21 protein-coding genes and 1 tRNA gene are annotated in these 26,474 nt (G+C 69.9%); 12 read left to right on the forward strand and 10 right to left on the reverse strand.

Annotated features, from left to right (window positions below):
* Positions 1–69 precede the first annotated feature (69 nt).
* The 9 genes from CTJ15_RS11875 to CTJ15_RS11915 all read left to right on the forward strand — a co-directional run bounded on the left by CTJ15_RS11875 (position 70) and on the right by CTJ15_RS11915 (position 9,378).
* Positions 70–155 (forward strand) — tRNA-Leu (locus CTJ15_RS11875).
* Between the two features lie 116 nt (positions 156–271).
* Complete coding sequence (locus CTJ15_RS11880) at positions 272–2,554, forward strand: NADP-dependent malic enzyme (protein WP_058389774.1); 2,283 nt, start codon at positions 272–274, stop codon at positions 2,552–2,554.
* Between the two features lie 93 nt (positions 2,555–2,647).
* Positions 2,648–3,379 carry a hypothetical protein gene (locus CTJ15_RS11885; RefSeq protein ID WP_058389775.1) on the forward strand — a complete coding sequence of 244 codons (732 nt, stop codon included), beginning with the start codon at positions 2,648–2,650 and terminating at the stop codon, positions 3,377–3,379.
* Positions 3,380–3,465: 86 nt separating this feature from the next.
* Positions 3,466–4,152 carry a hypothetical protein gene (locus tag CTJ15_RS11890; RefSeq protein WP_075822192.1) on the forward strand — a complete coding sequence of 229 codons (687 nt, stop codon included), beginning with the start codon at positions 3,466–3,468 and terminating at the stop codon, positions 4,150–4,152.
* 96 nt (positions 4,153–4,248) lie between these two features.
* Positions 4,249–5,121: a UTP--glucose-1-phosphate uridylyltransferase GalU gene (gene galU, locus CTJ15_RS11895; RefSeq protein WP_019462644.1), complete on the forward strand. Its 873-nt coding sequence runs from the start codon at positions 4,249–4,251 to the stop codon at positions 5,119–5,121.
* A gap of 13 nt (positions 5,122–5,134) precedes the next feature.
* Positions 5,135–6,442 carry a UDP-glucose/GDP-mannose dehydrogenase family protein gene (locus CTJ15_RS11900; protein ID WP_026033476.1) on the forward strand — a complete coding sequence of 436 codons (1,308 nt, stop codon included), beginning with the start codon at positions 5,135–5,137 and terminating at the stop codon, positions 6,440–6,442.
* A gap of 9 nt (positions 6,443–6,451) precedes the next feature.
* The gene (gene pgmG, locus CTJ15_RS11905; protein ID WP_058389060.1) at positions 6,452–7,861 is read left to right on the forward strand and encodes a phosphoglucomutase/phosphomannomutase PgmG; all 1,410 of its coding nucleotides are present in this window, start codon (positions 6,452–6,454) and stop codon (positions 7,859–7,861) included.
* A 41-nt stretch (positions 7,862–7,902) separates the two neighbouring features.
* Entirely contained in the window at positions 7,903–8,199 is a 297-nt protein-coding gene (locus CTJ15_RS24370; protein ID WP_171979065.1) for a gamma-glutamylcyclotransferase family protein, read from the forward strand.
* Positions 8,200–8,268: 69 nt separating this feature from the next.
* On the forward strand, positions 8,269–9,378 hold the full coding sequence (locus tag CTJ15_RS11915; protein WP_058389061.1) for a DSD1 family PLP-dependent enzyme: 1,110 nt from the start codon (positions 8,269–8,271) through the stop codon (positions 9,376–9,378).
* A gap of 147 nt (positions 9,379–9,525) precedes the next feature.
* Here CTJ15_RS11915 and CTJ15_RS11920 read toward each other — a convergent pair whose 3' ends face one another.
* Positions 9,526–10,734 carry a D-alanyl-D-alanine carboxypeptidase family protein gene (locus tag CTJ15_RS11920; RefSeq protein WP_051544334.1) on the reverse strand — a complete coding sequence of 403 codons (1,209 nt, stop codon included), beginning with the start codon at positions 10,732–10,734 and terminating at the stop codon, positions 9,526–9,528.
* Between the two features lie 331 nt (positions 10,735–11,065).
* On the opposite strand from CTJ15_RS11920, the gene CTJ15_RS24375 reads away from it, so the two are divergent.
* The 3 genes from CTJ15_RS24375 to clpA all read left to right on the forward strand — a co-directional run bounded on the left by CTJ15_RS24375 (position 11,066) and on the right by clpA (position 14,808).
* A complete protein-coding gene (locus CTJ15_RS24375; RefSeq protein WP_019462650.1) occupies positions 11,066–11,593 on the forward strand; it encodes a phasin family protein in 528 nt (175 codons plus the stop codon).
* A 373-nt stretch (positions 11,594–11,966) separates the two neighbouring features.
* Positions 11,967–12,323, forward strand: coding sequence for an ATP-dependent Clp protease adapter ClpS (gene clpS, locus CTJ15_RS11930; protein ID WP_026033477.1), 357 nt, complete (start codon positions 11,967–11,969; stop codon positions 12,321–12,323).
* 124 nt (positions 12,324–12,447) lie between these two features.
* Entirely contained in the window at positions 12,448–14,808 is a 2,361-nt protein-coding gene (clpA, locus tag CTJ15_RS11935) for an ATP-dependent Clp protease ATP-binding subunit ClpA (protein WP_019462652.1), read from the forward strand.
* 55 nt (positions 14,809–14,863) lie between these two features.
* Here clpA and CTJ15_RS11940 read toward each other — a convergent pair whose 3' ends face one another.
* From CTJ15_RS11940 to CTJ15_RS11980, 9 genes are all read right to left on the reverse strand, one after another.
* Complete coding sequence (locus CTJ15_RS11940; RefSeq protein ID WP_075822199.1) at positions 14,864–16,444, reverse strand: ABC transporter substrate-binding protein; 1,581 nt, start codon at positions 16,442–16,444, stop codon at positions 14,864–14,866.
* Positions 16,445–16,522: 78 nt separating this feature from the next.
* Positions 16,523–17,794, reverse strand: a complete 1,272-nt coding sequence (locus tag CTJ15_RS11945; RefSeq protein ID WP_058389062.1) for a cytochrome c — start codon at positions 17,792–17,794, stop codon at positions 16,523–16,525.
* Positions 17,794–19,560: a GMC family oxidoreductase gene (locus tag CTJ15_RS11950; protein WP_058389063.1), complete on the reverse strand. Its 1,767-nt coding sequence runs from the start codon at positions 19,558–19,560 to the stop codon at positions 17,794–17,796. Before CTJ15_RS11950 ends, CTJ15_RS11945 begins: the two co-directional genes overlap by 1 nt.
* Positions 19,560–20,324: a gluconate 2-dehydrogenase subunit 3 family protein gene (locus CTJ15_RS11955; RefSeq protein ID WP_226946118.1), complete on the reverse strand. Its 765-nt coding sequence runs from the start codon at positions 20,322–20,324 to the stop codon at positions 19,560–19,562. Before CTJ15_RS11955 ends, CTJ15_RS11950 begins: the two co-directional genes overlap by 1 nt.
* Positions 20,325–20,515: 191 nt before the next feature.
* Entirely contained in the window at positions 20,516–21,394 is an 879-nt protein-coding gene (locus CTJ15_RS11960; protein ID WP_019463123.1) for a PPK2 family polyphosphate kinase, read from the reverse strand.
* A gap of 87 nt (positions 21,395–21,481) precedes the next feature.
* On the reverse strand, positions 21,482–22,348 hold the full coding sequence (locus CTJ15_RS11965) for an endonuclease/exonuclease/phosphatase family protein (protein ID WP_058389065.1): 867 nt from the start codon (positions 22,346–22,348) through the stop codon (positions 21,482–21,484).
* Entirely contained in the window at positions 22,329–24,344 is a 2,016-nt protein-coding gene (locus CTJ15_RS11970; protein WP_076970008.1) for a DNA/RNA helicase domain-containing protein, read from the reverse strand. Before CTJ15_RS11970 ends, CTJ15_RS11965 begins: the two co-directional genes overlap by 20 nt.
* Positions 24,341–25,303: a DMT family transporter gene (locus tag CTJ15_RS11975; protein ID WP_058390176.1), complete on the reverse strand. Its 963-nt coding sequence runs from the start codon at positions 25,301–25,303 to the stop codon at positions 24,341–24,343. Before CTJ15_RS11975 ends, CTJ15_RS11970 begins: the two co-directional genes overlap by 4 nt.
* Positions 25,287–26,450 (reverse strand): GNAT family N-acetyltransferase, encoded by a 1,164-nt coding sequence (locus tag CTJ15_RS11980; protein ID WP_019463119.1) that lies wholly within the window; start codon positions 26,448–26,450, stop codon positions 25,287–25,289. Before CTJ15_RS11980 ends, CTJ15_RS11975 begins: the two co-directional genes overlap by 17 nt.
* Positions 26,451–26,474: the final 24 nt, after the last annotated feature.

The raw sequence follows: 26,474 nt of genomic DNA on the forward strand, positions 1-26,474 counted from the left end.
GGGCGAAATCACTGTCATGGGGGCCGTTGCTAGGTCCGTGTTCATCGGTTATAGGCGCCTCGTCTGCACGCGGTCGTGGCGGAATGGTAGACGCGCCAGCTTGAGGTGCTGGTGGGGGAAACCCCGTGGAAGTTCGAATCTTCTCGACCGCACCAGATTTTCTTCATCCAGGCACCTCTCCCCGAACGCCCTCCGCTGGTAAGGGTGAACAGTCGGTTTTGACTGTTGACGTTGGGGCGCAGCCCGATCTGGCTGCCGCGAAGAGGGCATCATGGACGAGGATTTCCGCAAAGCCGCGCTCGATTACCATCGGCTCCCGCGTCCAGGGAAGCTGAGCATCGATCCGACCAAGCGCATGGCCACCCAGCGCGACCTCGGGCTCGCCTACTCGCCCGGCGTCGCCGCCGCCTGCGAGGAGATCGCGGCGAATCCCGAGACCGCCTACGACTACACCACCCGCGGCAACATGGTGGCGGTGATCACCAACGGCACGGCCGTGCTCGGCCTGGGCGCCATCGGGGCACTGGCCTCCAAGCCGGTGATGGAGGGCAAGGCGGCCCTCTTCAAGAAGTTCGCCGGTATCGACAGCATCGATATCGAGGTCGAGGAACGCGACCCGCAGAAGTTCATCGACGCGGTGGCGGTGCTGGAGCCTTCCTTCGGCGCCATCAACCTCGAGGACATCAAGGCCCCCGAGTGCTTCGAGATCGAGCGCGAGCTGCGGGTGCGCATGAAGATCCCGGTCTTCCACGACGACCAGCACGGCACCGCCATCATCGTCGCCGCCGCCGTGCGCAACGGGCTACTGCTGCAGGGCAAGGAGATCGGCCAGGCGAAGATCGTCGCCTCCGGCGCGGGTGCGGCGGCGCTGGCCTGCCTCGACCTGCTGGTGGCGATGGGCGCGAAGCACGAGAACATCACCGTCTGCGACATCGAGGGCGTGGTCTACGAGGGCCGCACCACCCTGATGGACCCCTACAAGTCGCGCTATGCCCGCCAGACCAATGCGCGCAAGTTGCCGGACGTGCTGGGCGGCGCCGATGTCTTCCTGGGCCTTTCCGCCCCGCGCGTGCTCAAGGCCGAGTGGCTGCCGACGATGGGTGAGAAGCCGCTGATCCTGGCGCTCGCCAATCCCGAGCCGGAGATCCTGCCCGAGGCCGCCCGCGCGGTGCGGCCGGACGCGATCGTGGCCACCGGACGGTCGGACTATCCGAACCAGGTCAACAACGTCCTCTGCTTCCCCTTCATCTTCCGCGGCGCGCTGGATGCCGGCGCCACCACGATCAACGAGGAAATGAAGGTCGCGGCGGTGGAGGCCATTGCCCGCCTCGCCCGCATCGAGGCCAGCGAGGTGGTGGCCGCCGCCTATGGCGGGCAGGCGCCGGTCTTCGGGCCGGACTACATCATCCCCAAGCCCTTCGACCCGCGCCTGATCCTGGAGATCGCCCCGGCCGTGGCCAGGGCCGCCGCCGAGAGCGGCGTCGCCACCCGCCCGATCGCCGACCTCGCCGACTACCGCCGCAAGCTGGAGCGGCACGTCTTCCGCTCCGGCGACCTGATGCGCCCGGTCTTCGAGGCCGCGCGCAAGTCGCCGCAGCGCGTCGCCTATGCCGAGGGCGAGGACGAGCGCACCCTGCGCGCGGTGCAGACCGTGCTGGACGAAGGAATCGCCGAACCGGTGCTGGTCGGCCGGCGCGAGGTGATCGCCGCCAAGGTCAGGGCCATGGGCCTGCGCATGGACCTGGAGAGGAGCGTCACCATCCTCGACCCGGTGGCGGATGCCGAGGTCTTCGGGCCGCTCACCGAGGTCTATACCCGCCGCGCCGGGCGGCGGGGCGTGCCTCCGGATGCCGCCGCGCTGAACGTCCGCACCCGTCCCACGGTGGCGGCGGCACTGCTGCTGGAGGCGGGCAAGGTGGACGCCGCCATCGTCGGCGGCACGGGCGAGTGGATGCGCCACTGGCACCAGGTGAACGACATCATCGGCAAGGACCCGCAGGTGGGCCGGGCCTATGCCCTGACCGGCGTCATCACCCCGGCGGGCAACCTGTTCTTCGTGGACACGCACCTGATGGTGGATCCCACGGTGGAGCAGGTGGCCGAGATGACGCTGCTCGCCGCGCAGCAGGTGCATGCCTTCGGCCGCAAACCGCGCGCCGCGCTGCTGTCGCATTCCTCCTTCGGTGCCTCGCAGGCCCCCTCGGCCAAGAAGATGCGGGACGCGCTGAAGCTGATCCGCGCCAAGGCGCCGGACCTGATGGTGGATGGCGAGATGCATGCCGACGCCGCGCTGATCCCCGCGATCCGCGACCGCGTGGTCTGCGACAGCCGGCTGGAGGGAGCGGCGAACCTGCTGGTCTTCCCGAACCTCGATTCGGCCAACATCGCCTATAATCTGGTGAAGGCGGCCACCGACGGGCTGCAGATCGGGCCCATGCTGCTGGGCATGCGCAAGCCGGTGCATGTGCTGGTGCCCTCCGTCACCGCCCGCGGCATCGTCAACCTGACGGCGCTGGTGGTGGCCAAGGAGGTCCAGGCGCAGGACCACGCCTGAGCTCCCGCACCGCCCCGGCCCCGTCCGGAAGGGCGGCGGCCGGGGCGCCGATGGACCCTGGCGCCGGGCGGACCGCGCCCCCATTCTTCCTGCATGGCGAAGCCGCCCGTCCTTCCTCCTTCCGGTCCCGCCGCCCCGAGCCGGGCGGTGGCCGGCTTCCTGCGGCGGGCCGAGGCCCTGCCCGGCCTCCGCCTCGCGCCGCGTCCGCGTCCGGCGCGGCTGCTGTTCGGCATCGATGCCACCGCCAGCCGCCAGCCGGCCTGGGACCGCGCCTGCGCCGTGCAGGGGGAGATGTTCCTGGCGGTCCGCGGCCTGGGCGGCATCGCGGTGTCGCTGGCCTATTACCGGGGCTTCGGCGAGTTCGCCGCCACCCCCTACCTGACCGATGGCGCGGAGCTGGCGCGGCGCATGTCCGGCCTGTCCTGCCTCGGCGGCCGCACCCAGCTGCTGCGCCTGCTGGACCATGCGCTGGCGGAGACCGGGCGGGAGCGCCTCGCCGCGCTGGTCTTCGTCGGCGATGCGCTGGAGGAGCCGGCGGACCCGGTCTGCCACGCCGCCGGGCTGCTCGGCGCCCGGAGGACGCCGGTCTTCCTGTTCCAGGAAGGTCGTGACCCGGCCGTGGAGAACGTGTTCCGGCAGGTGGCCCGGCTGTCCGGCGGCGCCTGGGCTCCGTTCGATTCGGCCTCTCCGCGCGCCCTGGCGGAGCTACTGCGCGCCGTGGCGGTCTATGCGGCGGGTGGCCGCGCCGCCCTGTCGCGTCTGCCTAGCACGGCGGCGCAGACCCTTGCCCGGCAGCTCCCCGCCCCGCCCGGCACTGGCGCATGATCCCGGTGCCTCCTTTCGCCACGCATGGCTCGGCCCTCCGTTCCATGCCGCTGGCAACGGCGTGTCGGGAGGGACGCTGAAGCACCATGGTCTGGATCGCGCTCGGCAGCGCCGCGCTGCTTCTGGTACTGCTGGCGCTTCGCGGCTTCGCCAGCGCCTCGGTGACGCAGATCCGGGCGGCGCTTCTCTGGTTCGCCGTCTTCCTGGCCCTGGCCATCGGTGGCCTGCTGGTCCTGAGCGGCCGGGGGCCGATGGCGCTCTTCCTGCTCTTCGCCCTGGGCCCTCTGGCCTGGCGGCGGTGGCAGGCCCGGCGCCTGGCGCAGGGCTTCGGCGCCGCTCCGCCCCCGCAGGGACCGGCGGAGGACACCGTGGAGACGGCCACCCTCTCGCTGCGGATCGATCCGACCACGGGCACCATGTCGGGGACGGTGCTTCGCGGCCGCCATGCCGGGCGCGACCTCGCCATGCTCCAACGATCACAAATCGAAGAAATTTTCGCGGATTGCCTGGAGAATGATCCGGAAAGCCTGCCTCTGCTGGAAACGTGGATTGCCCGGATGCAACCGGAGGAAGAGGGGAGCGCGCCCCGCCCCGGCGTGGCCCCAATGGGGCGGGAGGAGGCCCTGGCGGTGCTCGGCCTCCAGGCGGATGCCAGCCCGGATCAGGTCAGGACCGCCTATCTGCGCCTGATGCGGGTGGCGCATCCCGACCGGGGAGGCTCCGACTGGCTGGCCGCCCGGCTCAACGAGGCACGCGATACGTTGCTTCGTTGAAATATTAACCTACAACCATAAGTGGCTTTACCCGTGGGCTGACAGCGGCCAAGCCTCATGGCAATCCTAGCCTGCGTTTCGAAAGGACCCGATGTTGTGAACAAGCCTCTTCGCAAGGCTGTCCTGCCCGTCGCGGGCCTGGGCACGCGCTTCCTGCCCGCCACCAAGGCGCTGGCCAAGGAAATGCTGCCCGTCGTCGACAAGCCCCTGATCCAGTATGCGGTGGAGGAAGCCCGGGAAGCGGGTATCGAGCAGTTCTGCTTCGTCACGGGCCGCGGCAAGACGGCCATCGTCGAGCATTTCGATGTCGCCTACGAGCTGGAGCGCACCCTGGAGGAGCGTTCCAAGACCGAGCTGCTGGAGATGCTGCGGCATCAGTCCCTGCCGCCGGGCAGCATCACCACGGTGCGCCAGCAGATCCCGATGGGCCTGGGCCATGCCATCTGGTGCGCCCGCGCCTTCATCGGTGACGAGCCCTTCGCCATCCTGCTGCCCGACGACCTGATGCTCTGCGAGACCTCCTGCACCAAGCAGCTCGCCGATGCCTACCAGGAGACTGGCGGCAACGTGGTGGCGATCGAGGAGGTCCCCATGTCGCGCGTCAAGAACTACGGCGTGCTCGACGTGGCGGAGGACAAGGGCAAGCTGGTCTCGGTGAAGGGGCTGGTGGAGAAACCCTCGCCGGAAGAGGCGCCCTCGAACCTGACCATCATCGGCCGCTACGTGCTGATGCCGGAGGTGGTGCAGTACCTCTCCCGCATGGAGCGCGGCGCGGGCGGCGAGGTGCAGCTCACCGATGCCATGGCCAAGCTGATCCCCGACCAGCCCTTCCACGGGCTGCGCTACGAGGGCCGCCGCTTCGACTGCGGCGACAAGGGCGGCTTCCTGGAGGCGCAGATCGCCTTCGCCCTGAAGCGGCCGGACCTGGCGGACAAGGTGCGCGAGTTCCTGCCCAAGTACTGCGACTGAGAAGGGCCACCACTTGCGTATCGCCATGATCGGGGCCGGCTATGTCGGCCTCGTTTCCGGAGCCTGCTTCGCGGAGTTCGGCGTGGACGTCCACGTCGTGGACAGCGACGCCGACAAGATCCGGGCCCTGCGGGAGGGCCGCATCCCGATCTACGAGCCGGGCCTGGACCGGCTCGTGGAGGACAATGTCCGCGACGAGCGGCTGCACTTCACCACCGATCTCACCGAGGCGGTGCGGCGGGCCGATGCGGTCTTCCTGGCCGTCGGCACGCCCACTCGGCGCGGCGACGGCCATGCCGACCTGTCCTACGTCTATGCCGCCGCCGAGCAGGTGGCGCGGGCGGCGGAAGGGCCGCTGGTGCTGGTCACCAAGTCCACCGTGCCGGTCGGCACGGGGCGGGAAGTGCAGAAGATCGTCCGCCAGACCCGCCCCGACCTCGACATCCAGGTCGCCTCCAACCCGGAATTCCTGCGCGAAGGCAGCGCCATCGGCGACTTCATGCGCCCGGACCGGGTGGTGATCGGGGTGGAGGACGAACGCGCCGAGGCGGTGCTGCGGCGGCTCTACCGCCCGCTGAACCTGATCGAGACGCCGATCCTGGCCACCGGGCTGGAGACGGCGGAGCTGATCAAGTACGCCTCCAACGCCTTCCTGGCGGTGAAGATCTCCTTCATCAACCAGATGGCCGACCTCTGTGAGAAGGTCGGCGGCGATGTCCATGCCGTGGCCAAGGGCATGGGGCTGGACGGCCGCATCGGCCGCAAGTTCCTCCACCCCGGCCCGGGCTTCGGCGGTTCCTGCTTCCCCAAGGACACGCTTGCCCTGTCCCGCACCGCACAGGATCATGGTGCGCCCATGTCCATCGTGGATGCGACCGTCGCCTACAACGACGCGCGCAAGCTGGAGATGGCCGAGCGCGTGGTCGCGGCGCTGGGCGGCGACGCGCGGGGCAGGACCGTCGCCATCCTGGGCCTGACCTTCAAGCCCGAGACCGACGACATGCGCGAGGCCGCTTCGCTGGCGGTGATACCCCGCCTTGTCGAGGCCGGGGCGGAGATCCGTGCCTATGACCCGCAGGGCTCCGGCCATGCCCGCCAGCTCCTGCCCGGGAGCGTGGTCTTCGCCGAGAGCGCCCTGGATGCGGCACGCGGCGCGGACGCCACCGTGCTATTGACGGAGTGGAACGAGTTCCGCGCCCTGTCGCCGGAGAAGCTGCGCCAGGCCATGCGCGGCGACCTCGTTCTGGACCTGCGCAATGCCTGGGAGCCGGAGGCGATGCGCCAGGCCGGCTTCCGTTACCATTCCATCGGACGATCCTGAGGAACCCGCATGACGTTCCAGCACAAATTCGACCCGACCAGCCTGCGCGAGTACGACATCCGCGGCATCGTCGGTAAGACGCTGTCCGGTGACGACGCTTTCGCGATCGGCCGCTGCTTCGGCACCATCGTGAAGCGCGAGGGCGGCTCGGTGGTCGCGGTCGGCTATGACGGCCGCCTGTCCTCCACCATGCTGGAGGAGGCGCTGGTGAAGGGCCTCATGGCCTGTGGCCTGAAGGTCCTGCGCGTCGGCTGCTGCCCGACCCCGATGCTCTACTACGGCGCCTATGAGCTGAAGGCCGATGGCGGCGTGATGGTGACGGGCAGCCACAACCCGCCCGACTACAACGGCTTCAAGATGGTGCTGAAGAACAAGCCCTTCTTCGGCGCCCAGATCCAGCAGATCGGCACGATGGCGGCGGCCGGCGACGTGGTGGTGGAGGCCCAGGGCTCCTTCGAGACGGTGGACATCGCCGACAAGTACGTCGCCCGCATGATGCAGGATTACGATGGCGGTGATCGCGAGCTGACGGTGGTCTGGGACCCGGGCAACGGCTCCGGCGGCATCATCACCGAGAAGCTCGCCAAGGTGCTGCCGGGCAAGCATATCGTGATCAATGCCGAGATCGATGGCCGCTTCCCGAACCACCACCCCGACCCGACCGTGCCGAAGAACCTCGAGCAGATCATTGCCGAGGTGAAGAAGCAGAAGGCCGACCTGGGCATCGCCTTCGACGGCGACGCCGACCGCCTCGGCGTGGTGGACGACGAGGGCCACATGCTCTTCGGCGACCAGCTCCTGGTGGTGCTGGCGCGCGACGTGCTGAAGGCCATGCCGGGCGCCACCATCATCGCCGACGTGAAGGCCTCCCAGGTCCTGTTCGACGAGGTCGAGAAGGCCGGCGGCAAGCCGCTGATGTGGAAGACCGGCCATTCGCTGATCAAGCAGAAGATGGCCGAGACCAAGGCGCCGCTCGCCGGCGAGATGTCGGGCCACACCTTCTATGCGGACAAGTGGTACGGCTTCGACGACGCCCCCTACTCCGCCGTGCGCCTGCTGGGCGTCGTGGCGCGGATGTCGGAGAAGCTCTCCGACGTGCGCAAGGCGCTGCCGCAGGTGATCAACACCCCGGAGCTGCGCTTCGACTGCCCCGAGGAGAAGAAGTTCGTTGTCGTCTCCGAGGTGAAGGACCGCCTCGCCAAGGCCGGCGCCAATGTCCAGGACGTGGACGGCGTGCGGGTGCTGACCGAGGATGGCTGGTGGCTGCTGCGCGCCTCCAACACCCAGGCGGTGCTGGTCGCGCGCTGCGAGGCCAAGAGCGAGGAAGGGCTGGAGCGGCTGAAGACCAGCCTGTCCGAGCAGCTCCAGGCCTCCGGCCTCGCCGCGCCGGATTTCTCGGGCGAGAACGCGGGGCACTGACGCTTCCGCTCTTCCTCTACGGCACGCTGCTCGACCGCCGCGTGCTGGCCCGGCAGTCGGGAGACCCCCGGCTGCCATGGCGGGCCCGGCCCGCCAGCCTGGAAGGCCACCGCCGGGTGGTCTTCCGCGGCACCCCCTACCCCACCCTTCGCTCCGCACCAAGCGGAACCGTGGCGGGGATGCTGATCCGCCCCGCCGCCGGGGCGATGCGCCGCCTCCGCGCCTATGAGGGCGCCTGCTACCGCCTCCATCCCTTCCGCGTGCTGACCCGCCATGGCCCGCGCCGCGCCCGGGCCTTCGTCGTGCCCCGCCATCTCGCGGGGGCAGAGCCCTGGTGATCCCGGCGGCCTGAACAGGGGCGGCGCCCCGCGCTACCGTGCCCCGGGCGAATCCAGGGGATGGGTGGAATGCTGCAGCGGATGCCGGCGGAGCCGGGAATGCGCGAGGACGAGGTCGAGACCCCGGCCCTGATCCTCGACCTCGATGCCTTCGAGGCCAATCTGGATGCCATGGCGGCCCGGCTGGCCCCCACCGGCGCGAAGCTGCGCGCCCATGCCAAGACCCACAAGTCGCCCGTCATCGCGCGCCTGCAGATGGCCCGCGGCGCTGTCGGCCAGTGCGTGCAGAAGGTGGCCGAGGCGGAGATCCTCGCCTGGGGCGGGGTGGACGACATCCTGGTCAGCAACGAGGTGGTCTCGCCGCGCAAGCTGGCGCGGCTGGCGGCGCTGTCGGGCATCGCCCGGGTGGCGGTCTGCGCCGACGACCCCGCGGCGATCCCGCTGATCGAGGAGGCCGCCGAGGCGGCGGGGCGGCGCCTGTCCGTGCTGGTGGAGATCGATGTCGGGGCCGGGCGCTGCGGCGTCGCGCCGGGGCCTGAAGCGGTGGCGCTGGCCGGGCGCATCGCCGCCTCGCCGCATCTGCGCTTCGGCGGGCTGCAGGCCTATCATGGCAAGGCCCAGCATCTCCGCACCCCGGAGGAGCGCGCCGGCGCCATCCGCCATGCCGCCGAGGCCACACGCCGCACGCTGGAACAGCTCCGGCAGCAGGGACTCGACTGCCCCATCGTGGGCGGGGCCGGCACGGGCAGCTTCCCACTGGAGCTGGAAAGCGGGCTCTGGACGGAAATCCAGGCGGGGTCCTACGCCTTCATGGACGCGGACTACGCCCGCAACGACGCGCCGCCGCCCTTCCGGCAGTCGCTCTTCGTGCTGGCACAGGTGATGAGCGCCCCGAAGGGAAGCGGGCGCGCGGTGGTCGATGCCGGGCACAAGGCGCTGCCCACCGACAGCGGCACGCCGCTGGTCCATGGGCGCCCCGGCCTGTGCTACGGGCGCCCCTCGGACGAGCACGGCACCATCACGGCCGAGGATGCCGCCCTGCCTGCGATCGGGGAAAAGCTGCGCCTGGTGCCCGGCCACTGCGACCCGACGGTGGACCGCTTCGACTGGTATGTCGGCGTGCGGGACGGGCGGGTGGAATGTCTCTGGCCGGTCGCGGCGCGCGGCGCGATGGGCTGATGGCCTGGCGCGGCGACGGCGATCTTTCCGGCGCGCGGTCGCCCCCGCCGGGTCCCTGAATGCAGAAGGAGCGCCTTTCGCCGGCTCATGCGGGCGGAAGGCGCTCCCCGGAATGGCGGCGAAGGGGGCGGCCCTTCGCCCGGCGTGTCAGCGGCGCGCCTCGCGCTGCTTGGCGCCGGCATGGGCGGCGCGGGCCGGCGCGGGGGCGGGCTTCGCCGGGGCGCGCACGGCCACCGGGGTGGCGGCGCGGCCCCGCGCGGCCTGCGGCTTGGCCGTCCGGATGAAGGCTCCGCCATCGCCCTGTTCCAGGATCTTGGCATTGCGGGTGATCGGGCGGAGCGGGCGGATCTGCGCCGAGGTCCGCACCAGCTTCGCCGGAGGATCGCGCCGCACCGGCTCGACGGCCGCGAGGCGTGCCTGACGGGCGGCCCGCATGGCGGCGCGTCCGCTCACCGTGGCGGCATGGGCCCGGCCGGTGATCAGCCCGCCGGCGGCGCGGGCAGCACCGGCGCCGGCGGAGGCCACCAGCAGCGCGGAAGGCGTGGAGGGCTCGATGCCCAGCTTGGCGAAGCCGTCATCCAGCAGCGCGGCCGCATGGCGATCGCGCTCCACCCAGGTGGAGCCGCCGAAGACCGCCACCACCAGCCGCTGTCCCTGGCGCTGCGCCGAGGTGACGATGTTGAAGCCGGAGGCGGAGATGAAGCCGGTCTTGATGCCGTCCACCCCCTCATAGGTGCCGATCATCCGGTTGTGCGACCGCACGCGGCGGCCGCCGTAGCGGAATTCCGGCGTGGAGAAATAGTGGTAGCGGTTCGGGAAATCGATATAGAGGCGCCGCCCCAGCGCCGCCATGTCCCGCGCCGTGGTGACCTGCTGGAAATCCGGCAGCCCGTTGGCGTTGCGGAAGACGGTGTTCGTCATCCCGATCTGGCGCGCCTTCTGCGTCATCATCTGGGCGAAGCGGTCGTTGCTGCCGCCCAGCGTCTCGCCGATCATCCAGGCGACGTCATTGGCCGAGAGGGTGACCAGGGCCAGGATGGCCTGCTCCACCGAGATCGAGCTGCCCGGCGGGATGCCCAGCTTCGAGGGGGACTGCGAGGCCGCCTCGGCGCTCATCACCATGCGGCTGTCCAGCGTCATGCGGCCGTCCCGCAATGCCTCGAACAGCAGATAGAGCGTCATCATCTTGGTCAGCGAGGCGGGATAGCGCGGCTCGTCGGCATTCGCGGCGGACAGGGCCTGGCCGCTCCGTGCATCGATGACGATCGAGGCATAGCGGTCGGAGCCGATCTGCGCCGCCGCCGGGACGATCCCCAGGATGGTTGCCCCCCAACCCGATACCAAGGCGAATGCCAAGGCCAAGCATCGCACGCGACGGGGCGTGCGCCAGCCAAGTGACATATCCGTAGTTCCCCCTCGCGGACTCGATGTCCAGGCCCAGGCACACCCCCCAGCGTGCCGGACAACCGACGATAATCGTCACCCCATGGCCATGTCCACGCCCACCATCCGGATTTTGCTCGAATTTTCCGGACGGCTTGGCTTCCGATCCCCATGCCGGGTCACATTTTTTGGCACCGCATCAATTTTGTTGTGGAACTCAAACCTGTTTGAGGCGAAAACCCCTTTGCTGCGGCGCAGCAAAGAGCTACAACTCTGGCCGCAAGACTTGGGAGATATAGAAGAGATGGCTACCGAACCGAAGGTTGCACGGCTCGCGTCCGACACCACCCAGAACGCCACCGCCGCCGCCAACGAGACGATGCAGCAGGGCAAGGCCGCCCTGGAAACCGGCGCCACCCAGACCCGCCGCATGATGGAGGAAAGCATGACCCAGGCCACCAAGCTCGCCGAGGGCATCTTCAAGTCCGCCCAGGAAGCGATGGATTTCGGCCGGGGCAATGTCGAGGCCCTGACCCAGGCGACGCAGACCTATGTGGCCGGCACCCAGGATCTGAGCCGCCAGACCCTCGCCCTGCTCCAGTCCCTGTCCGACCAGGCCATGGAGAACGCCCGCGCCTTCGCCACCGTGCGCAGCGTGAAGGACGCGGCGGAGCTGCAGGCCAACTTCGCCCGCCAGACGATGGAGCGGATGATGGGCGAGACCGCCAAGCTGCAGGAAGCCGGCTTCCGCCTCGCCGAGCAGGCCAGCGCCCCGCTCGCCCAGCGCATGACGCTGGTGATGGAGCGCGCCTCCAAGCCGCTGAACGTCTGATCCCCGTCGCGGGTCCAGAACGGGGCCGGAGGATTTCCGGCCTCCGGGCACAGCCTGGCCGCGAGAGTGGCCGGGCTTTTGCCGTTCCTGGTCCCGGCCCGCATCGCGGGTTCCGGGGCTCTTGCCCGGTGGGACGGCGGCGCGCATTCCCGCAGCCGCGATCCGGGCCGCGTGGGCCGCAGAGCCCATGCCTTGCATTCCCGGAAGACGAGCGCCATCTCGGCAGCGGTCCGGCGCGCGCCTTTTCCGGCGCGTCGCCGCGGCGGACGGTGCGGCTTCATCTTGATATTCCCGCGCCAATCGCCTTCCATTCCAGAGAGCATTCCGCCGCTCCGCCTCTTCCGGCGGGACGGCCCGGTTGAGCGGGCGACCGATGAGCGAACAGGATAAGAGGCCCGGCGGGAATAACCCCGGGGGCGGACAAGGGGATCAGGGACCGGCGAGCGGCGTGGTCGTCAAGGCGCGTCCGAAGACGCGCAAGCCTGCCATGTACAAGGTCCTGATGCTCAACGACGACTACACGCCGATGGAGTTCGTCGTGCATGTCCTCGAACGGTTCTTCCAGAAGAACCGGGAGGAGGCGACTCGCATCATGCTCCACGTGCACCGGCGCGGGGTCGGCGTCTGCGGGGTCTTCACCTATGAGGTGGCGGAGACCAAGGTCACCCAGGTCATGGACCTGGCCCGGCAGAACCAGCACCCCCTCCAATGCACGATTGAGAAAGACTAGACGTGAAACAATCGTGTAACGCCTCTCCCGCCTCGTAAGGAAAGGCCCCACATTAGCCTTCTAACCACCCTGCCCCCGGTGCATCCCGTTCCGGGGCGGGCCATCAGGGGAGCGTCGCCTCAGTATGCTGTCCCGCAACCTCGAACAGACGCTCCATCGCGCCCTGGCGCTCGCGAATGATCGCCGGCACGAGTATGCGACGCTGGAGCATCTCCTTCTTTCGCTTTGCGACGACACGGACGCCACCACCGTCCTCCGCGCCTGCGGCGTCGAGCTGGAGAAGCTCAAGCGCGATCTCGCCGAGTTCCTGGACAAGGACCTCGCCGGCCTGATCAGTGACCGCGGCGGCGACCCGAAGCCGACGGCCGGGTTCCAGCGCGTGGTCCAGCGCGCAGCCATCCATGTCCAGTCCTCCGGCCGGGACGAGGTGACGGGCGCCAATGTCCTCGTCGCCCTCTTCTCCGAGCGGGAAAGCCATGCCGTCTATTTCCTGCAGCTGCAGGACATGACGCGGCTCGACGCGGTCAACTTCATCTCCCACGGCATCGCCAAGGCCCCTGGCCGGTCGCAGAACCGCCCGGTGCAGGGCAATGCGGAAGAGGGCGGCGAGCCCCGGGGCAAGGAGGAGGAGCGGCGCGGCGAGACGGGCGCCAAGCGCGGCCAGGACGCCCTCTCGAACTACTGCGTCAACCTCAACAAGAAGGCGCAGCAGGGCAAGATCGACCCGCTCATCGGCCGCGACAGCGAAATCGAGCGGACCATCCAGATCCTTTGCCGCCGCACCAAGAACAACCCGCTCTACGTGGGCGACCCGGGCGTGGGCAAGACCGCGATCGCCGAGGGGCTGGCCAAGCGGATCATCGAGGGCGACGTGCCCGAGGTGCTGCTGAAGTCCACCATCTTCGCGCTCGACATGGGCGCGCTGCTGGCCGGTACCCGCTACCGCGGTGATTTCGAGGAGCGGCTGAAGGCCGTGGTGACGGAGCTGGAGCAGCACCCGGGCTCCATCCTCTTCATCGACGAGATCCATACGGTGATCGGCGCCGGCGCCACTTCCGGCGGGGCGATGGATGCCTCCAACCTGCTCAAGCCGGCCCTGGCCCAGGGCACGCTGCGCTGCGTGGGCTCCACGACCTACAAGGAATACCGGCAGCACTTCGAGAAGGACCGGGCGCTGGTCCGCCGCTTCCAGAAGATCGACGTGAACGAGCCGTCGGTCGAGGATGCGGTGAAGATCCTCCAGGGCCTCAAGACCAACTACGAGAAGCACCACAAGGTCCGCTATACGCCAGAGGCCATCCGCGCGGCGGTGGAGCTTTCGGCCAAGTACATCAATGACCGGAAGCTGCCGGACAAGGCGATCGACGTGATCGATGAGGTCGGCGCCTCCCGCATGCTGCTGCCGGAGAACAAGCGCCGGAAGACCGTGACGTTGAAGGACGTGGAGGATATCGTCGCGAAGATCGCGCGCATCCCGCCCAAGTCGGTCAGCACGGACGACAAGGAGACGCTCAAGAACCTGGAGCGCGACCTGAAGTCCATGGTCTTCGGCCAGGACAAGGCGATCGAGGCCCTTTCGGCCGCGATCAAGCTGTCCCGCGCCGGGCTGCGCGATCCGGAGAAGCCGATCGGCAACTACCTGTTCAGCGGCCCGACCGGTGTCGGCAAGACCGAGGTGGCCAAGCAGCTCGCCAAGACGCTGGGCATCGAACTGACCCGCTTCGACATGTCCGAGTACATGGAGCGGCACTCGGTCTCCCGCCTGATCGGCGCGCCGCCGGGCTATGTGGGCTTCGACCAGGGCGGACTGCTGACCGACGCCGTGGACCAGCACCCACACTGCGTGCTCCTGCTCGACGAGATCGAGAAGGCGCATCAGGACCTGTACAATATCCTGCTGCAGGTGATGGATCACGGGAAGCTGACCGACCACAACGGCAAGATCGTGGACTTCCGCAATGTCATCCTGATCATGACGACCAATGCGGGGGCCTCCGACATGGCCAAGGCCGGCATCGGCTTCGGGCGCGAGGTCCGGACGGGCGAGGACGAGGAGGCGATCAAGCGCCTCTTCACCCCCGAGTTCCGCAACCGCCTGGACGCGGTGGTGCCCTTCAGCGGGCTGACGCAGGAGATCGTGGGCAGTATCGTCGAGAAGTTCGTGATGCAGCTGGAGGCCCAGCTCGCGGACCGCAACGTCACGATCGAGCTGTCCTCGGCGGCCAAGGAGTGGCTGGCGGAGCGGGGCTACGATCCGCTCTACGGCGCACGCCCGCTGGCCCGGATCATCCAGGAATACGTCAAGAAGCCGCTGGCCGAGGAACTGCTCTTCGGCAAGCTGGTGAAGGGCGGCTCGGTGAAGGTCGGCATGAAGGATGGCATGCTCACTTTCGACATCACCGAGGCCCCGCCCCCTGCCCTGCCCAAGCCCGAGGAAGGCCCGGGCGATGGCGAGGCGGAGCGGGAGCCCGAGACGGCGGACTGATCCACCCGCCTTTCCGAGACCAGGGCGCGGCGGGGAAATCCGCCGCGCTCTTTCTTCATGCGCGCCGGATGTTGGTGAACTGCGGCGGCCCACTCAGCATCCCCACCAGTCCCTTCCGGTAGGCGGTCGGCTGGCGGATCTTGCCCAGCGGCACATAGGGCACGTCGAGGAAGGCCTGCTTCTGCATCCGCGCCGCCAGATCCTTCTGGCTCGCCTCATCCGGCGCCGTGAACCAGGCATCGCGCAGGCGCTCCAGCTCCGGGCTGGTCGGCCAGCCATTCGGCGCCTTCTCGCCATTGCCGCGCAGGAAGTTGTGCACGGCGGGCGACCACTGATCGATCCCGGCCCAGTAGGTGCAGTAACAGTTGTAGCCGCCTTCCTCGATCGGCTTGCGGATCGTGGCGCGGGAAACGACGCTGCCCCAGTCGGCTGCGACATAGTCCAGATTCACGCCCATCTGCCGCATGGTCTCGGCCACGACCTCGGACACGGCGTTGATGCGCGGCACATCCGTCCCGGCCAGGATCACCACCCGCTCGCCACGGTAGCCCGCCTCGGCCAGGGCCTTCTTCGCCTTCGCCGGATTGGTGAGCGAGCCCAGCGCCTCCATCCCGACCTTGGAGGCCATGGGCGAGGCCGGGTCGAAGAAGCCGACTTCGGTCTGGCTGAGCGTGGGGTCTGCCCCAGCCGCCGCGGACATGCAGTCCGCCTGGCTCACCGCCGCCAGGACCACACGGCGGATCGCCGGGTTGTCGAAGGGCGGCAGCAGGTGGTTGAAGCGAAGGTTGCCGATCAGCCCGGTCGGGTCGTTCACCCGAACCTCCAGGGCCGGATCACGCTTCAGCACCGGAACGAGGTCGATCAGCGCGTGGTCGAGCCAGTCCACCGAGCCCGACTGCACCGCCGCCGCGGCGGTCGCCGGGTCCGGCACCACATGCCATTCCACCCGGTCGAAATGCGCCACGCGCGGCCCGGCGGTGAAGCTGGCCTCGCCGCCCTCGCGCGGCACATAGCCCTCGAAACGGGCGTAGTTCAGGCGGGCGCCCGGCACATGCTCCCCGGCCAGGAAGCGGAAGGGCCCACTGCCCACCATCTCCTTGACCTGTGTATAGGCATCGGTGCTCGCCAGCCGCTCCGGCATGATGACCGGAACGTTGGAACCCGGCTTGCCCAGGGCCGCCGGCAGCAGCGGGAAGGGCCGCTTGAGGCGGAACCGGATGGTCCTGTCATCCGGCGCCGCGAGCTCGTCCGTGGCGGCCATCAGCGCCTGTCCGAAGGCGTCGCGCCGGGCCCAGCGCCGGATCGAGGCGACGCAGTCGAGCGCCAGCACCGGCTGCCCATCATGGAACTTCAGTCCGGGGCGCAGTGTCAGGCGCCAGAGCTTCCCGTCATCCTCGGTGACATGGCCGGCAACCATCTGCGGCTCTGGCTCGAAGCGGTCATTCAGACCGTAGAGCGTGTCGAAGACCAGCAGCGCATGGTTCCTCGTGGCGTAGGAGGTGGTCCAGATCGGGTCCAGCACCGCCGCATCGGCGTAGGGGATGAATTTCAGGACCTGGGCATCCTGCGCCCGCCCGATCCGTGGCGCGGCGAACAGGGCACCAGCCGCGCCCAGTACGGCGCGTCGCTTCAGCATCATGACAGCACTCCATCCCGACATGGTGCCTTGCCGCGTGCAAGCAGCATGCCGGGGGAGGATGGCCGCGGATGGCTCCTAGTTCGGGTTCTGCGCCAGCCGGTCCCGCATGGATTGCGCCTGGGATGCCGTGACCGCCGGGGCGGCATTGCCCCAGCTGTTCCGGATATAGGTGGTCACCGCCGCCGCCTGGTCATCGGTCAGGCGCCAGCCGAAGGCCGGCATCGATGCGGCGGTGGGCACCGCCGCCGTGGTGGCGGGCTTGGAGCCCTGCATCACCACGCGCAGCAGGGTCTCCGGCCCGGCCTGCTGCACGGCGGGGCTGTTCGCCAACGCGGGGAAGAGACCGGCGACACCCTTGCCATCCGGGCCATGGCAGGCCCGGCAGCCATCCATGTAGATCGCGGCACCCACCTGCATCTGGGCGTTCCCTGCCGGCAGCGGGGCGGGCGCCGCGGCGGTGGCGGGCTCCTCGCGGGGCTGTTTCAGATAGGTGGCGATGGCGCGGAGATCGGCCTCGGTCATCAGCATGGTGGAGTATTCCACCACCTCCGCCATGGGGCCGGAGGCGGCGCCATGCACATTGTGGCCGGTGCGCAGGTACTCCACGATCTCCTCGACCGACCAGCCGCCGATCCCGGTGCGGTTGTCCGTGGTCAGGGAAGGCGCGAACCAGCCCTGGAGTTCGCCGCCGCCGAGGGCCTGGGAGGTCTTGTCGCCCCCCAGCATGTTCTTGGGCGTGTGGCAGGCGCCGCAGTGACCCAGCCCCTCCACGAGATAGGCGCCACGGTTCCATTCCGCCGAACGGCCGATCACCGGCTCGAACGCGCCGGGGCGGAAGAAGAGCAGGTTCCAGCCCTTCATCAGCAGGCGGATGCTGAAGGGAAAGGGCAGCGTGTTCCGGTCCACCGGGTTCTGCACCGCCTCCAGCGATTGCAGGAAGGCGAAGATCGCGTCGGAATCCTCGCGCGTCACCTTGGTGTAGTAGGTGTAGGGAAAGGCTGGGTAGAGCCGCGTCCCATCCGCCGCATGCCCTTCGTGCAGGGCCCGGTAGAAATCCTCCGCCGTCCAGGTGCCGATGCCGGTCTCGCGATCCGGCGTGATATTGGCCGCGCGGATCTGGCCGAAAGGCGTCTCGATCGGCCGGCCGCCGGCGAAGCCCCGGGAGCCGTAGCCCGGCATGCCGGGGGCGATGCCGGAACCGGCGTGGCAGGCGGTGCAGTCGCCCACTATGGCGAGGTAGCGGCCACGCTCGACCTGGTCGTAGCGGTCGGGCTCGGCCCGGGCGGGCAAGACGCCCGCCATGGCGGCGACGGCGAGGCCGGCCAGGGTGTGGAGCAGCGGGCGCATCAGGCCTGCACCAGCGGCTGGCCGGGGTTCTTCAGATACTGCGTGGTGATGGCGTCCGCGGCCATGAAGGCTAGCGCCCCGACCGTGCCGGTGGGGTTGTAGCCCGGGTTCTGCGGAAAGGCGGAGGCGCCGAAGACGAACAGGTTCGGCACGTCCCACATCTGGGAATACTTGTTGATCGCGCTTCCGCGCGGATCGGCCCCCATGATCGCGCCGCCGGTGTTGTGCGTGGTCTGGTAGGGCACCACATCCCAGCCCGCCTTCTTGGGCGTGGAGCGGATCTGCTTCGCACCCATGGCCCGCATGATCGGCTCCATCTTCTGCGTCACATAGGCGGACATCTTCACTTCGTTGTCGTGGTAGTCGAAGGTCATGCGCAGCAGGGGCCGGCCCAGCCGGTCCTTGTAGGTCGGGTCCAGGTCCAGGAAGGCGTCGCGATAGGACATGACGCTGCCCTGGCTGCCGACATTGGCGACCTTCAGGTAGTTCTCGGCCGTCGCCTTCTTCCAGGCGCTGCCCCAGCGGGGCGTGCCGGGCGGGGTGGGGCGGGCGGAGATCGGCCGCGCATTGGTGGTGGTGCAGTTGATGTTGGCGCCGCCGACGAAGCCCAGGCCGGTGTGGTCGAAGACATCGCCCTGGTAGTCGTCACAGGTCATGCCCAGCGCCCCAGCCCCGGCCCAGGCGTTGAAGAGCTGGTCGTCGAAGAAGCCGTTCACCGAGGAATTGCACTGGTAGGCGTAGTTCTTGCCGATCACTCCCTCCCCGGTCCGCGGGTCGTAGGGGCGGCCGATCTGCGAATGCAGCAGCAGCCGCACGTTCCAGAGCTGGTAGGCGCAGAGGAGCACCATATCGGCGGGCTGCTCCCATTCCTGCCCCTGCGGATCGACATAGACGACGCCGGTCGCCGTCTTGCCGTCTGCCGACATCAGGATGCGCGAGACCTCGCATTGCGTGCGGGCCTCGAAGCCCGGATGGCGCATCAGCACCGGCAGGATCGTGGTCTGGGCGCTGGCCTTGGAGTAGTTGGCGCAGCCGAAGCGCTCGCAGAAGCCGCAATAGGTGCAGGGCCCCATCGTGACGCCGAGCGGGTTGGTATAGGGCTGCGACATGTTCGCCGAGGGCAGCGGGAAGGGATGCATCCCGGCTTCCGTCGCCGCGCGGGTGAAGAGGTTCTGCGCGTGCGACATCTTCAGCGGCGGCGTCGGATAAGGACGCGAACGCTCGCCCTCGAAAGGATTGCCGCCTGGCTGGATCTGCCCCTTCAGGTTCCCCGCCTGCCCCGCGATGCCGCAGAGATACTCGAACTTGTCGTAGAACGGCTCCAGCTCCTCATAGGTCAGGCCCCAATCGGCGATGGTCATGCCTTCGGGGATCATCGCCGCGCCGTAGCGTTCCGTCAGGTGCGAGCGCAGGCGGAAGTCGCTCGGCATGAAGCGCCAAGTATGGCCGTTCCAGTGGATGCCCGCGCCGCCGACGCCGTTGCCCGGCAGGAAGCTGCCCCAGTTGCGGATCGGCAGGGCGCGCTGCGACGGGTTGTTGCGCGCCGTGACCGTGTCCTGCGCCGGCTGGGAGAAGAGCTCGTTGCGGATGGCGTAGCGCAGCTCGTCCGGCGCCGTGCCGATGTTGAAGTCGGTGGAGGTGTCGCGCCAGGGGCCACGCTCCAGCGCCACCACCTCCAGCCCCGCCTGGCAGAGCTCGTAGCCCATGATGGCCCCGGTCCAGCCGAGGCCGACGATCACCGCATCCTTGCGTGGCAGGCGCTGCATCAGATGCGCCCTCCCGATCCGGCGGTGATCGGCGGACCGCCGGGGCCGCCCCATTCCGGACGGCCCATGAGGCCGACGGGCGGGATGGTGTAGCGCTGGTTCGGATGTGCGATCACGTCGCGGAAGTCGTAGCGCGTGCCAGGGAAGCCGATCATGCGCCAGCCGACCATGCCCTTGTTGCCGCCATAGATCGGGTCGGCGAAATAGCCCTCCATGACATTGCCGTAGACCTGCTCGAACAGCACCTTGCCGTCGAAGCCGTCGAGCTTCACCTCGCCCTTCTCCAGCCCGGCCAGCAGCTTGTCCTGGTCCTCCCCGCCGAGTTCCTGGAAGCGCCGGTTGCTGAAGGCGGCGGCGACATGCCGGGCCAGGGCGGCGAGGCCCTGGCGGTAGATGTCGCGCGGGGTGAAGGGCAGCTGGTAGCCCTGGGTCGGCAAAGGGTCGGCGGGAAAGGGCCCCTGCATGTACCAGCCGTCGCGGCGGCCATAGGGACCGGCGAGTTGCCGGTCGATGAAGATGGCGCAGCCCGCGTCGCGGCCGCCGGGGCCGAGGGAATCGGTCGGGATCATCCGCTCGGCGATCGCCTCGATCGCCGCGGCCTCGTCCGCTGTCAGGAAAAGCCAGGGGCCGGGCTGGGCCATGGCCTCGGGTGGCCAGACCTCTCCCGGCTGCCAGGGCAGCAGGCCGCTGACCTCGCGCGCCTGTCCGGTTGCGCCCAGCGTCACGAGGGCACTGGCCGACAGCAAGGCCCGCCGTCGCGTCAATCCACCCCGCATCGGAAACTCCACTTTCTTCCCGCAGCCCTGCGGCCCCGGCTTTGGGGGCGATGCTAGGCAGGCTGGCGCGGGAGGAAAGCGAGGCGCGCGAGTCCCGGGGCGCTTATCGTCTTGTCTTGAACTTCATGAACGGAAGTTCACCGGTCCGGCAGACCGGGCCAGCCCTGGCGGCAAACCTGTCAGCTCAGGGCCTTGCGCGCCTTCTGCAAGCTCTCCCGCTGGGTCTCGCTGACCTCGGGATAATGCAGGTCCAGCTTCCGCATCGTTCCGAGCAGGATCTCCGCCACCAGCAACCGGGTCAACCACTTCCGGTCCGCCGGCAGGACGTACCAGGGCGCATAGGGCGCGGCCGTGGCGCGGATCGCCGTCTCGTAGGCGGTCTCGTAATCGTGCCAGCGGCGACGGTCCACGATGTCGGAAGGCTGCAGCTTCCAGTTCTTGTCCGGCTCGTCGATCCGGGCCAGGAAGCGCTTGCGCTGCTCCTCCTCGCCGAGATGCAGGAAGAACTTCAGCAGCACCGTCCCCTGCCGGGAGAGGTAGCGCTCGAAGCAGCCGATGTCCTCCAGCCGTTCGTCCCAGATCGTGTCATCCACCAGGACCTTCGGAAGCGCCTCGCCGGCCAGGATCTCCGGATGCACGCGGGCCACCAGGACCTCCTCGTACCAGGAGCGATTGTGGATGCCGATCCGGCCACGGGCCGGCAGCGCCACTACGTGGCGCCAGAGGAAGTCGTGCTCGCGCTCCAGCCCGACCGGCGCGGAGAAGGAGACGACCTGGCAGCCCTGCGGGTTGATGCCGGAGAAGACATGCTTGATGGCACTATCCTTGCCCGCGGCGTCCTGCGCCTGGAAGATGCAGAGCACGGACCAGCGGCGGCTGGCATAGAGCCGGCCCTGCAACTCGGCGATGGCCTCGATCCGCTCCTGCAGCGCCGCCTCGCTTTCCACCTTGGTCAGCGGGATGCTTCCCTTGTCGTCGGTGGCATAGTCCTTCAGCGCGAATCCCTCACCCGAGGTGATGCGCCGTCGTTCCACGAGCTGGCGAATGGGATTCGACATGGGTTGGCCTCCGTTCCATCCGGTGCAGCAGGCAACGCGCCAGCGACGGCACCGTTGACCACCGCGTCCGGGCGGGCGCTTCCTCGTTCACGGCAGGTTCAGGCGGACCGAGACGGGGCAGTGATCCGACAGGCTGTCCTTCCGGCCCGGCTCGCGCTCCGCATAGACCAGCACGCGCAGGCTGTCCGGCACCAGCCAGTCCCGGGCCGCGCCGCCGAGCAGGATGTGGTCGATGAAATCCCGCCCGCCCCAGCAGGGATCGGAACGCCCCTCCGTGGCGCGGAGCAGCGTGCCGCGCTTCGCGATCCGGCGCAGGAAGGCGTCGCGCGGCCCCTGGAAGCGCCGGTTGAAGTCGCCCAGCACGGCGAAGCCGCCGCCCTCCCCTTGCCGCGCCGTGATCCAGTCCGCGACAATGCCTGCCTGCTCACCCAGGATCGCGCATTCCCGGTCGCCTTCCAGGAAGGCCCCCTGACGGCAGCCGGCCTTGAGGTGCAGTGCCAGCAGACGCAACGGGGCACCTCCCGGCTCCTCGATCGTCACGTCCACGCCCCGGCGCAGGCTGAAGCGTGCCTCCGGCGCACGGTCCAGCGCGGCGAGATCGGGATTCTGCCGCGCCCGCAGGCGGCGGCGCACGGCGATGCCGATCCGCTGCACGTCATGTTCGTTGGCGAAGAAGAACCGCCATTCCGCCGGGTCCAGCAGCCGCGCCGCCGCCTCCGGCCCATCCACCTCCTCCAGCGCCAGCACATCCGCCGCCAGCCGCTGGGCATAGAGGCGGAGGCGCGCGAAGTCCTCCGCGCCACGGCCGGGCAGTTCCGGTGGCAGCAGGGGATCGCCCGGCGCACGCGTGGTGAGCCAGTTCAGGTTCCATGTCGCCAGCTTGATCTCCCCGGCCCGGGCCGGCGCCGCGAAGAGGAGGAAGAGGAGGACGAGGCTAGAGAAGAGAAGGCGCATCTTCCATCTCCTGTTCCGGCGGCTCCATCGAGGCCTCGTCCAGGCTCCGCGCGCCGCAGCGGAGCAGCCGCGCCGCCAGCAGGTCCAGCGCCGCCGGGTCGCGCGTCCGGTCCGCGGCATCGCCGCGCGGCACCCAGAGCACCGTCTCGTAGCGCGCCCGTGTCAGCAGCACGCGATAGGTGTTGCGGATGAAGTCGCGCTCCTGCGCCTGACGCACCACCTGCCAGGCGCTGCCGACGAAGCGGCGTGCCTGCCACCCCGATGCACCGGCGGGCAGGAAGTCGCCACCCCAGGCCAGTCCCGCCACATCCAGCTCCAGCCCCTGGCAGGCATATTCCGTCGCGCCGGTCTCCAGCGCGTCGGAGGCGCGCACATCCGGCCAGCGGCGGAGGAACCAGTCCGCCACCGCCGGGGCCGGAACTTCCTCGCCGAAGCCGTCGCCGCGCAGCCGGCGCGCGCCGGAACTGCGCAGGATGCCGGCCCGCCGCTCGCCCCGCGCGAAGGCACGCAGGGTCCGACGCAGGGTGCCCAGGTCGCGGGTGAGAAAGACCGGCAGCCCGCCCTCGGCCTCCGCCGCGATGCGCGCGGCCTCGGCGACGCGCCCGTCCAGCAGGGCCTCCACCCAGGGCGCGACGGCGGCGCTGCGGATGCCACGGATCGGCACCGTCAGGTCGAGCGCGGGATCGAGCCGCAGCCAGGACGCCGGCCCGGGGGCGAGGCGCTGCACCGGATCGGAGGCCTCCAGCACATGCGGCGCGGCCACCGCGCGCCAGCGCCCGTCGGCAGCGATGCAGCGGCCCCACTCCGCCAGCCCGGCCTCGCCCGTGTTGATCTCCTGCCCCTGGCCGACCAGCGCGACGATCGCCGACCAGCCCTCGGTGCGCGCCATGATCTCCAGCGTGTGGGCGGGTTCGCTCAGGGTCAGCACGGCCTTGCGCCGCTGCGTGTCGCGGCTCGCCTGTTTCGCGTCCCAGGCTCGCTGCGCCTCGTCGAAGACGATCAGCCGTTCCGGCGGTGGTCCGTGCCGCGGGTCGCCGGCATGTTCGGCCAGGAAGGCATGGACGTTCTGCAGCGCCGCCTTCACCCGCCGCTCCGCCTCATCCCGCCCACAGGCGCCGCGCGCCACCGCATCCTGGGCCAGCGCGGCGCGCAGCACGCCGACCAGCGGCACGTTGCCGGTCAGGAAGGCCGCGCCGTCCAGCCGCGCCGTACCGAAGACTGCGTTCAGCCCGCACAGCGTCTTGCCCGCGCCGGGAATGCCGGTGACGAAGACCACCACCCGCGCCGCGTCACGCCGGGCCTCGTCCAGCGCCCGCGCAATGGCCTCCGTGGTGCGGGTCAGGTTGGCGGCGTCCGAACGGGCCGCCGCGATCTCCGCCACCCCATGCCGGGCATAGAGCATGGTGGCGGCCTCCACGATGCTCGGCACCGGGCGATAGGGGGCGGCGAGCCAGGCCGCCCCGTCCAGCGGCGTGGCCGGGGCCGGGACGGAAGCCTGCACGGCGGACAGCAGGGCGGGCAGGCCCCGCGCATTGGCGCGGAGCGGCGGCACCACCGCGTGCCAGAGCAGGCTGAGCTGCTGCGCTCCCTGGTCCGGCGCCAGCAGCGGCACCAGCACGGGCACGATCGGATGCGCCCGGCTGCCGGCATGGAAGTCGCGCAGGTCCAGCGCGTAGTCCTCCACCTGCCGCAGATCGGCGGGGGAGAAGCCCTCGCCCTTGAACTCCAGCACCAGAATCGCGCGGTCGGTCAGCAGCACCGCGTCGATGCGCTTCTCCAGGCGCAGCAGCTCGTATTCGAAGGCCAGGGTCCAGCCCTCCCCGCCCGCCCGCACCACAGCCTCGCGCAGCAGCGACGCCGAGGCCTCCCAGGCGGCGAGCTGGGCATAGGTGGCGTCGAAGCCCCGCCGGGTCTGCGCCGCCGCGAGGCGGGCGGCCACATCGGCGGCTTCGGTGCGCAGCAGTTCCGCGCCGGTACAGGCGAACCAGGCCCTCATCCGCGCCGTGCCGGCCAGGTCGCCAGCAGCAGGCTGGCCAGCATCAGCGCGAAGCCGGCGAGATGCGCCGTGGTCATCGGTTCCCCCAGGAACAGCACCGCCGTCACCGCCGCCGAGGCGGGCAGGAAGGCCATGAAGACGCCCGCCAGGCCCGCCGGGGCGCGGCGCAGACCGGAATACCAGAGCAGCAGGCTGAACACGCTGGCCGTCAGCCCGTGGAAGATCAGCAGCCCCGCCAGGAGCGGATCAGCCAGGACGCCCGCCGCACCCGGCCAGGGGATGGCCAGGGGCAGCCAGGCGGGCAGGAGCAACAGGGCGGAGAAGATCTGCATCCACAGGCCGGCGGCCAGCAGCGGCATGCGCCCGGCGAGTCGCTTGGACAGCAGCGCATAGGCGGCCTCGCCACAGACGGCCAGCAGCACCAGCGCATTGCCCGCGAGGCTGCCGCCGCCCTGCCCGTCCCCGCCGCCTCGGGCCAGGGTGACGGCGCCGATCCCGCCCGCCGCCAGCAGGGCCGCCGCCCAGCCGCGCGGCGTCAGCCGTTCCCGCAGCAGCAGCGCCGCGCCCAGTGCCACCACCGCCGGAATGGCCGCCAGCATCAGCCCGCCCTCCAGCGCCGTGGTCAGGCGCAGGCCGAGCAGCAGCGCGGCGTTGTAGAGCACCGTACCCAGCAGGGCCTGCCAGAACAGGTTCAGCAGGGCCCCGCGCGGCGGCAGGCGCGGCCCGTCCCGCCAGAGCGACAGCGGCAGCAGCACCGCGACGGCCAGCAGGCAGCGCAGGCCGAGGATCATGGCGATGGGCAGCGCGCCGGCCAGGGTCTTGGCGACGCCGACATTGACCCCCGTGAGGACCATCGACCCCGCGAGCTGCGCATAGGCGGTCAGCATCGCGGCGCCGGGTGTGCGCCCCGCGGTACTGGTGAAGCGGGCATCGGCGGCGGCGTCAGTCCTCTTGTCCATCCCGGCGGAAGGGCGAGGCCAGGGCCAGCGCCTCCATCTCCGCCAGCATGGCCGGACGCTCCTGATTCAGGAAGCCCGCCACGGCACGGCGCAGACCGGCATGTTCGATCCAGTGCGCGGAATAGGTCGGCACCGGCAGGTAGCCGCGCTGGATCTTGTGCTCGCCCTGCGCCCCGGCCTCCACGCGCGGAATGCCGTGCGCGATGGCGAAGTCCATGGCCTGGTAGTAGCAGAGCTCGAAATGCAGGAAGGGCGCCTCGACCAGCGAGCCCCAGTTGCGCCCGTAGAGCGCGTCCTCCCCGATCAGGTTCAGCGCCCCCGCCACCGGCTCGCCATCGCGCTCCGCCACCATCAGCACCACGCGGTCGCCCAGCCGTTCGGACAGCAGCGGCCAGAAGCGCGGCTTCAGATAGGCGTCGCCCCATTTGCGGTCCACGGTGTGTCGGTAGCACTGGTGGAAGACCCGCCAGTGCTCCGGCGTGATTTCGCTCCCCCGCAGGGCGCGGAAGCGGAGCCCGGCCGCCTGCGCGTCCCGCCTTTCCCGCCGCAGCGTCTTGCGCTTGCGCGAGGACAGGGCGCCCAGGAAGTCGTCGAAGCTGCCATAGCCCGGGTTGGCCCAGTGGAACTGCGTGCCGAGGCGTTGCAGCCACCCGACCTCGCCCAGCGCCTCCCATTCTGCGCCGGTGCAGAAGGTGACATGGCAGGAGGAAAGCCCCAGATCGGCCACCGCCTGCCGCAGCCCCTGGGCCAGCGCCGCCACCGGCACGCCACCGCCCGGGCGGGTCAGAAGGCGCGGCCCCGGCACGGGGGAGAAGGGCACCGAGACCTGGAGCTTGGGGTAGTAGCGCCCGCCCGCCTGCTCGAAGCCGCGTGCCCAGCCCCAGTCGAAGACGTACTCGCCGTAGGAATGGCTCTTGGCATAGGCGGGCGCCACCGCGAGCAGCGTGCCGCCCGCATCGCGCAGCGCCGCGTGCTGCGGCAGCCAGCCCGTCCTGCCGCCGGCCGAGCCGCTGTCCTCCAGCGCCGAGAGGAAGGCGTGTGAGACGAAGGGGTTCCCCTCCCCCGCGCAGGCATCCCATTCGGCGGCGGAAATCTCCGCGATGCGCGGATGCAGGGTCAACGTCAGCTCGGGCGCGCACTCGGGCATGGACCCAATGTGCGCCCTCCCCGG

It is taken from the genome of Roseomonas sp. FDAARGOS_362 (assembly GCF_002754815.1).
Classification (GTDB): Bacteria; Pseudomonadota; Alphaproteobacteria; order Acetobacterales; family Acetobacteraceae; genus Roseomonas; species Roseomonas mucosa.

Bases quoted from the DNA above. Each gene is read 5' to 3' on its own strand.
- CTJ15_RS11880 (WP_058389774.1), top strand. From the start codon at position 272: ATGGACGAGGATTTCCGCAAAGCCGCGCTCGATTACCATCGGCTCCCG.
- CTJ15_RS11885 (WP_058389775.1), top strand. From the start codon at position 2,648: ATGGCGAAGCCGCCCGTCCTTCCTCCTTCCGGTCCCGCCGCCCCGAGC.
- CTJ15_RS11890 (WP_075822192.1), top strand. From the start codon at position 3,466: ATGGTCTGGATCGCGCTCGGCAGCGCCGCGCTGCTTCTGGTACTGCTG.
- pgmG (WP_058389060.1), top strand. From the start codon at position 6,452: ATGACGTTCCAGCACAAATTCGACCCGACCAGCCTGCGCGAGTACGAC.
- CTJ15_RS11915 (WP_058389061.1), top strand. From the start codon at position 8,269: ATGCTGCAGCGGATGCCGGCGGAGCCGGGAATGCGCGAGGACGAGGTC.
- CTJ15_RS24375 (WP_019462650.1), top strand. From the start codon at position 11,066: ATGGCTACCGAACCGAAGGTTGCACGGCTCGCGTCCGACACCACCCAG.
- clpS (WP_026033477.1), top strand. From the start codon at position 11,967: ATGAGCGAACAGGATAAGAGGCCCGGCGGGAATAACCCCGGGGGCGGA.
- clpA (WP_019462652.1), top strand. From the start codon at position 12,448: ATGCTGTCCCGCAACCTCGAACAGACGCTCCATCGCGCCCTGGCGCTC.
- CTJ15_RS11940 (WP_075822199.1), bottom strand. From the start codon at position 16,444: ATGCTGAAGCGACGCGCCGTACTGGGCGCGGCTGGTGCCCTGTTCGCC.
- CTJ15_RS11945 (WP_058389062.1), bottom strand. From the start codon at position 17,794: ATGCGCCCGCTGCTCCACACCCTGGCCGGCCTCGCCGTCGCCGCCATG.
- CTJ15_RS11950 (WP_058389063.1), bottom strand. From the start codon at position 19,560: ATGCAGCGCCTGCCACGCAAGGATGCGGTGATCGTCGGCCTCGGCTGG.
- CTJ15_RS11960 (WP_019463123.1), bottom strand. From the start codon at position 21,394: ATGTCGAATCCCATTCGCCAGCTCGTGGAACGACGGCGCATCACCTCG.
- CTJ15_RS11965 (WP_058389065.1), bottom strand. From the start codon at position 22,348: ATGCGCCTTCTCTTCTCTAGCCTCGTCCTCCTCTTCCTCCTCTTCGCG.
- CTJ15_RS11970 (WP_076970008.1), bottom strand. From the start codon at position 24,344: ATGAGGGCCTGGTTCGCCTGTACCGGCGCGGAACTGCTGCGCACCGAA.
- CTJ15_RS11975 (WP_058390176.1), bottom strand. From the start codon at position 25,303: ATGGACAAGAGGACTGACGCCGCCGCCGATGCCCGCTTCACCAGTACC.
- CTJ15_RS11980 (WP_019463119.1), bottom strand. From the start codon at position 26,450: ATGCCCGAGTGCGCGCCCGAGCTGACGTTGACCCTGCATCCGCGCATC.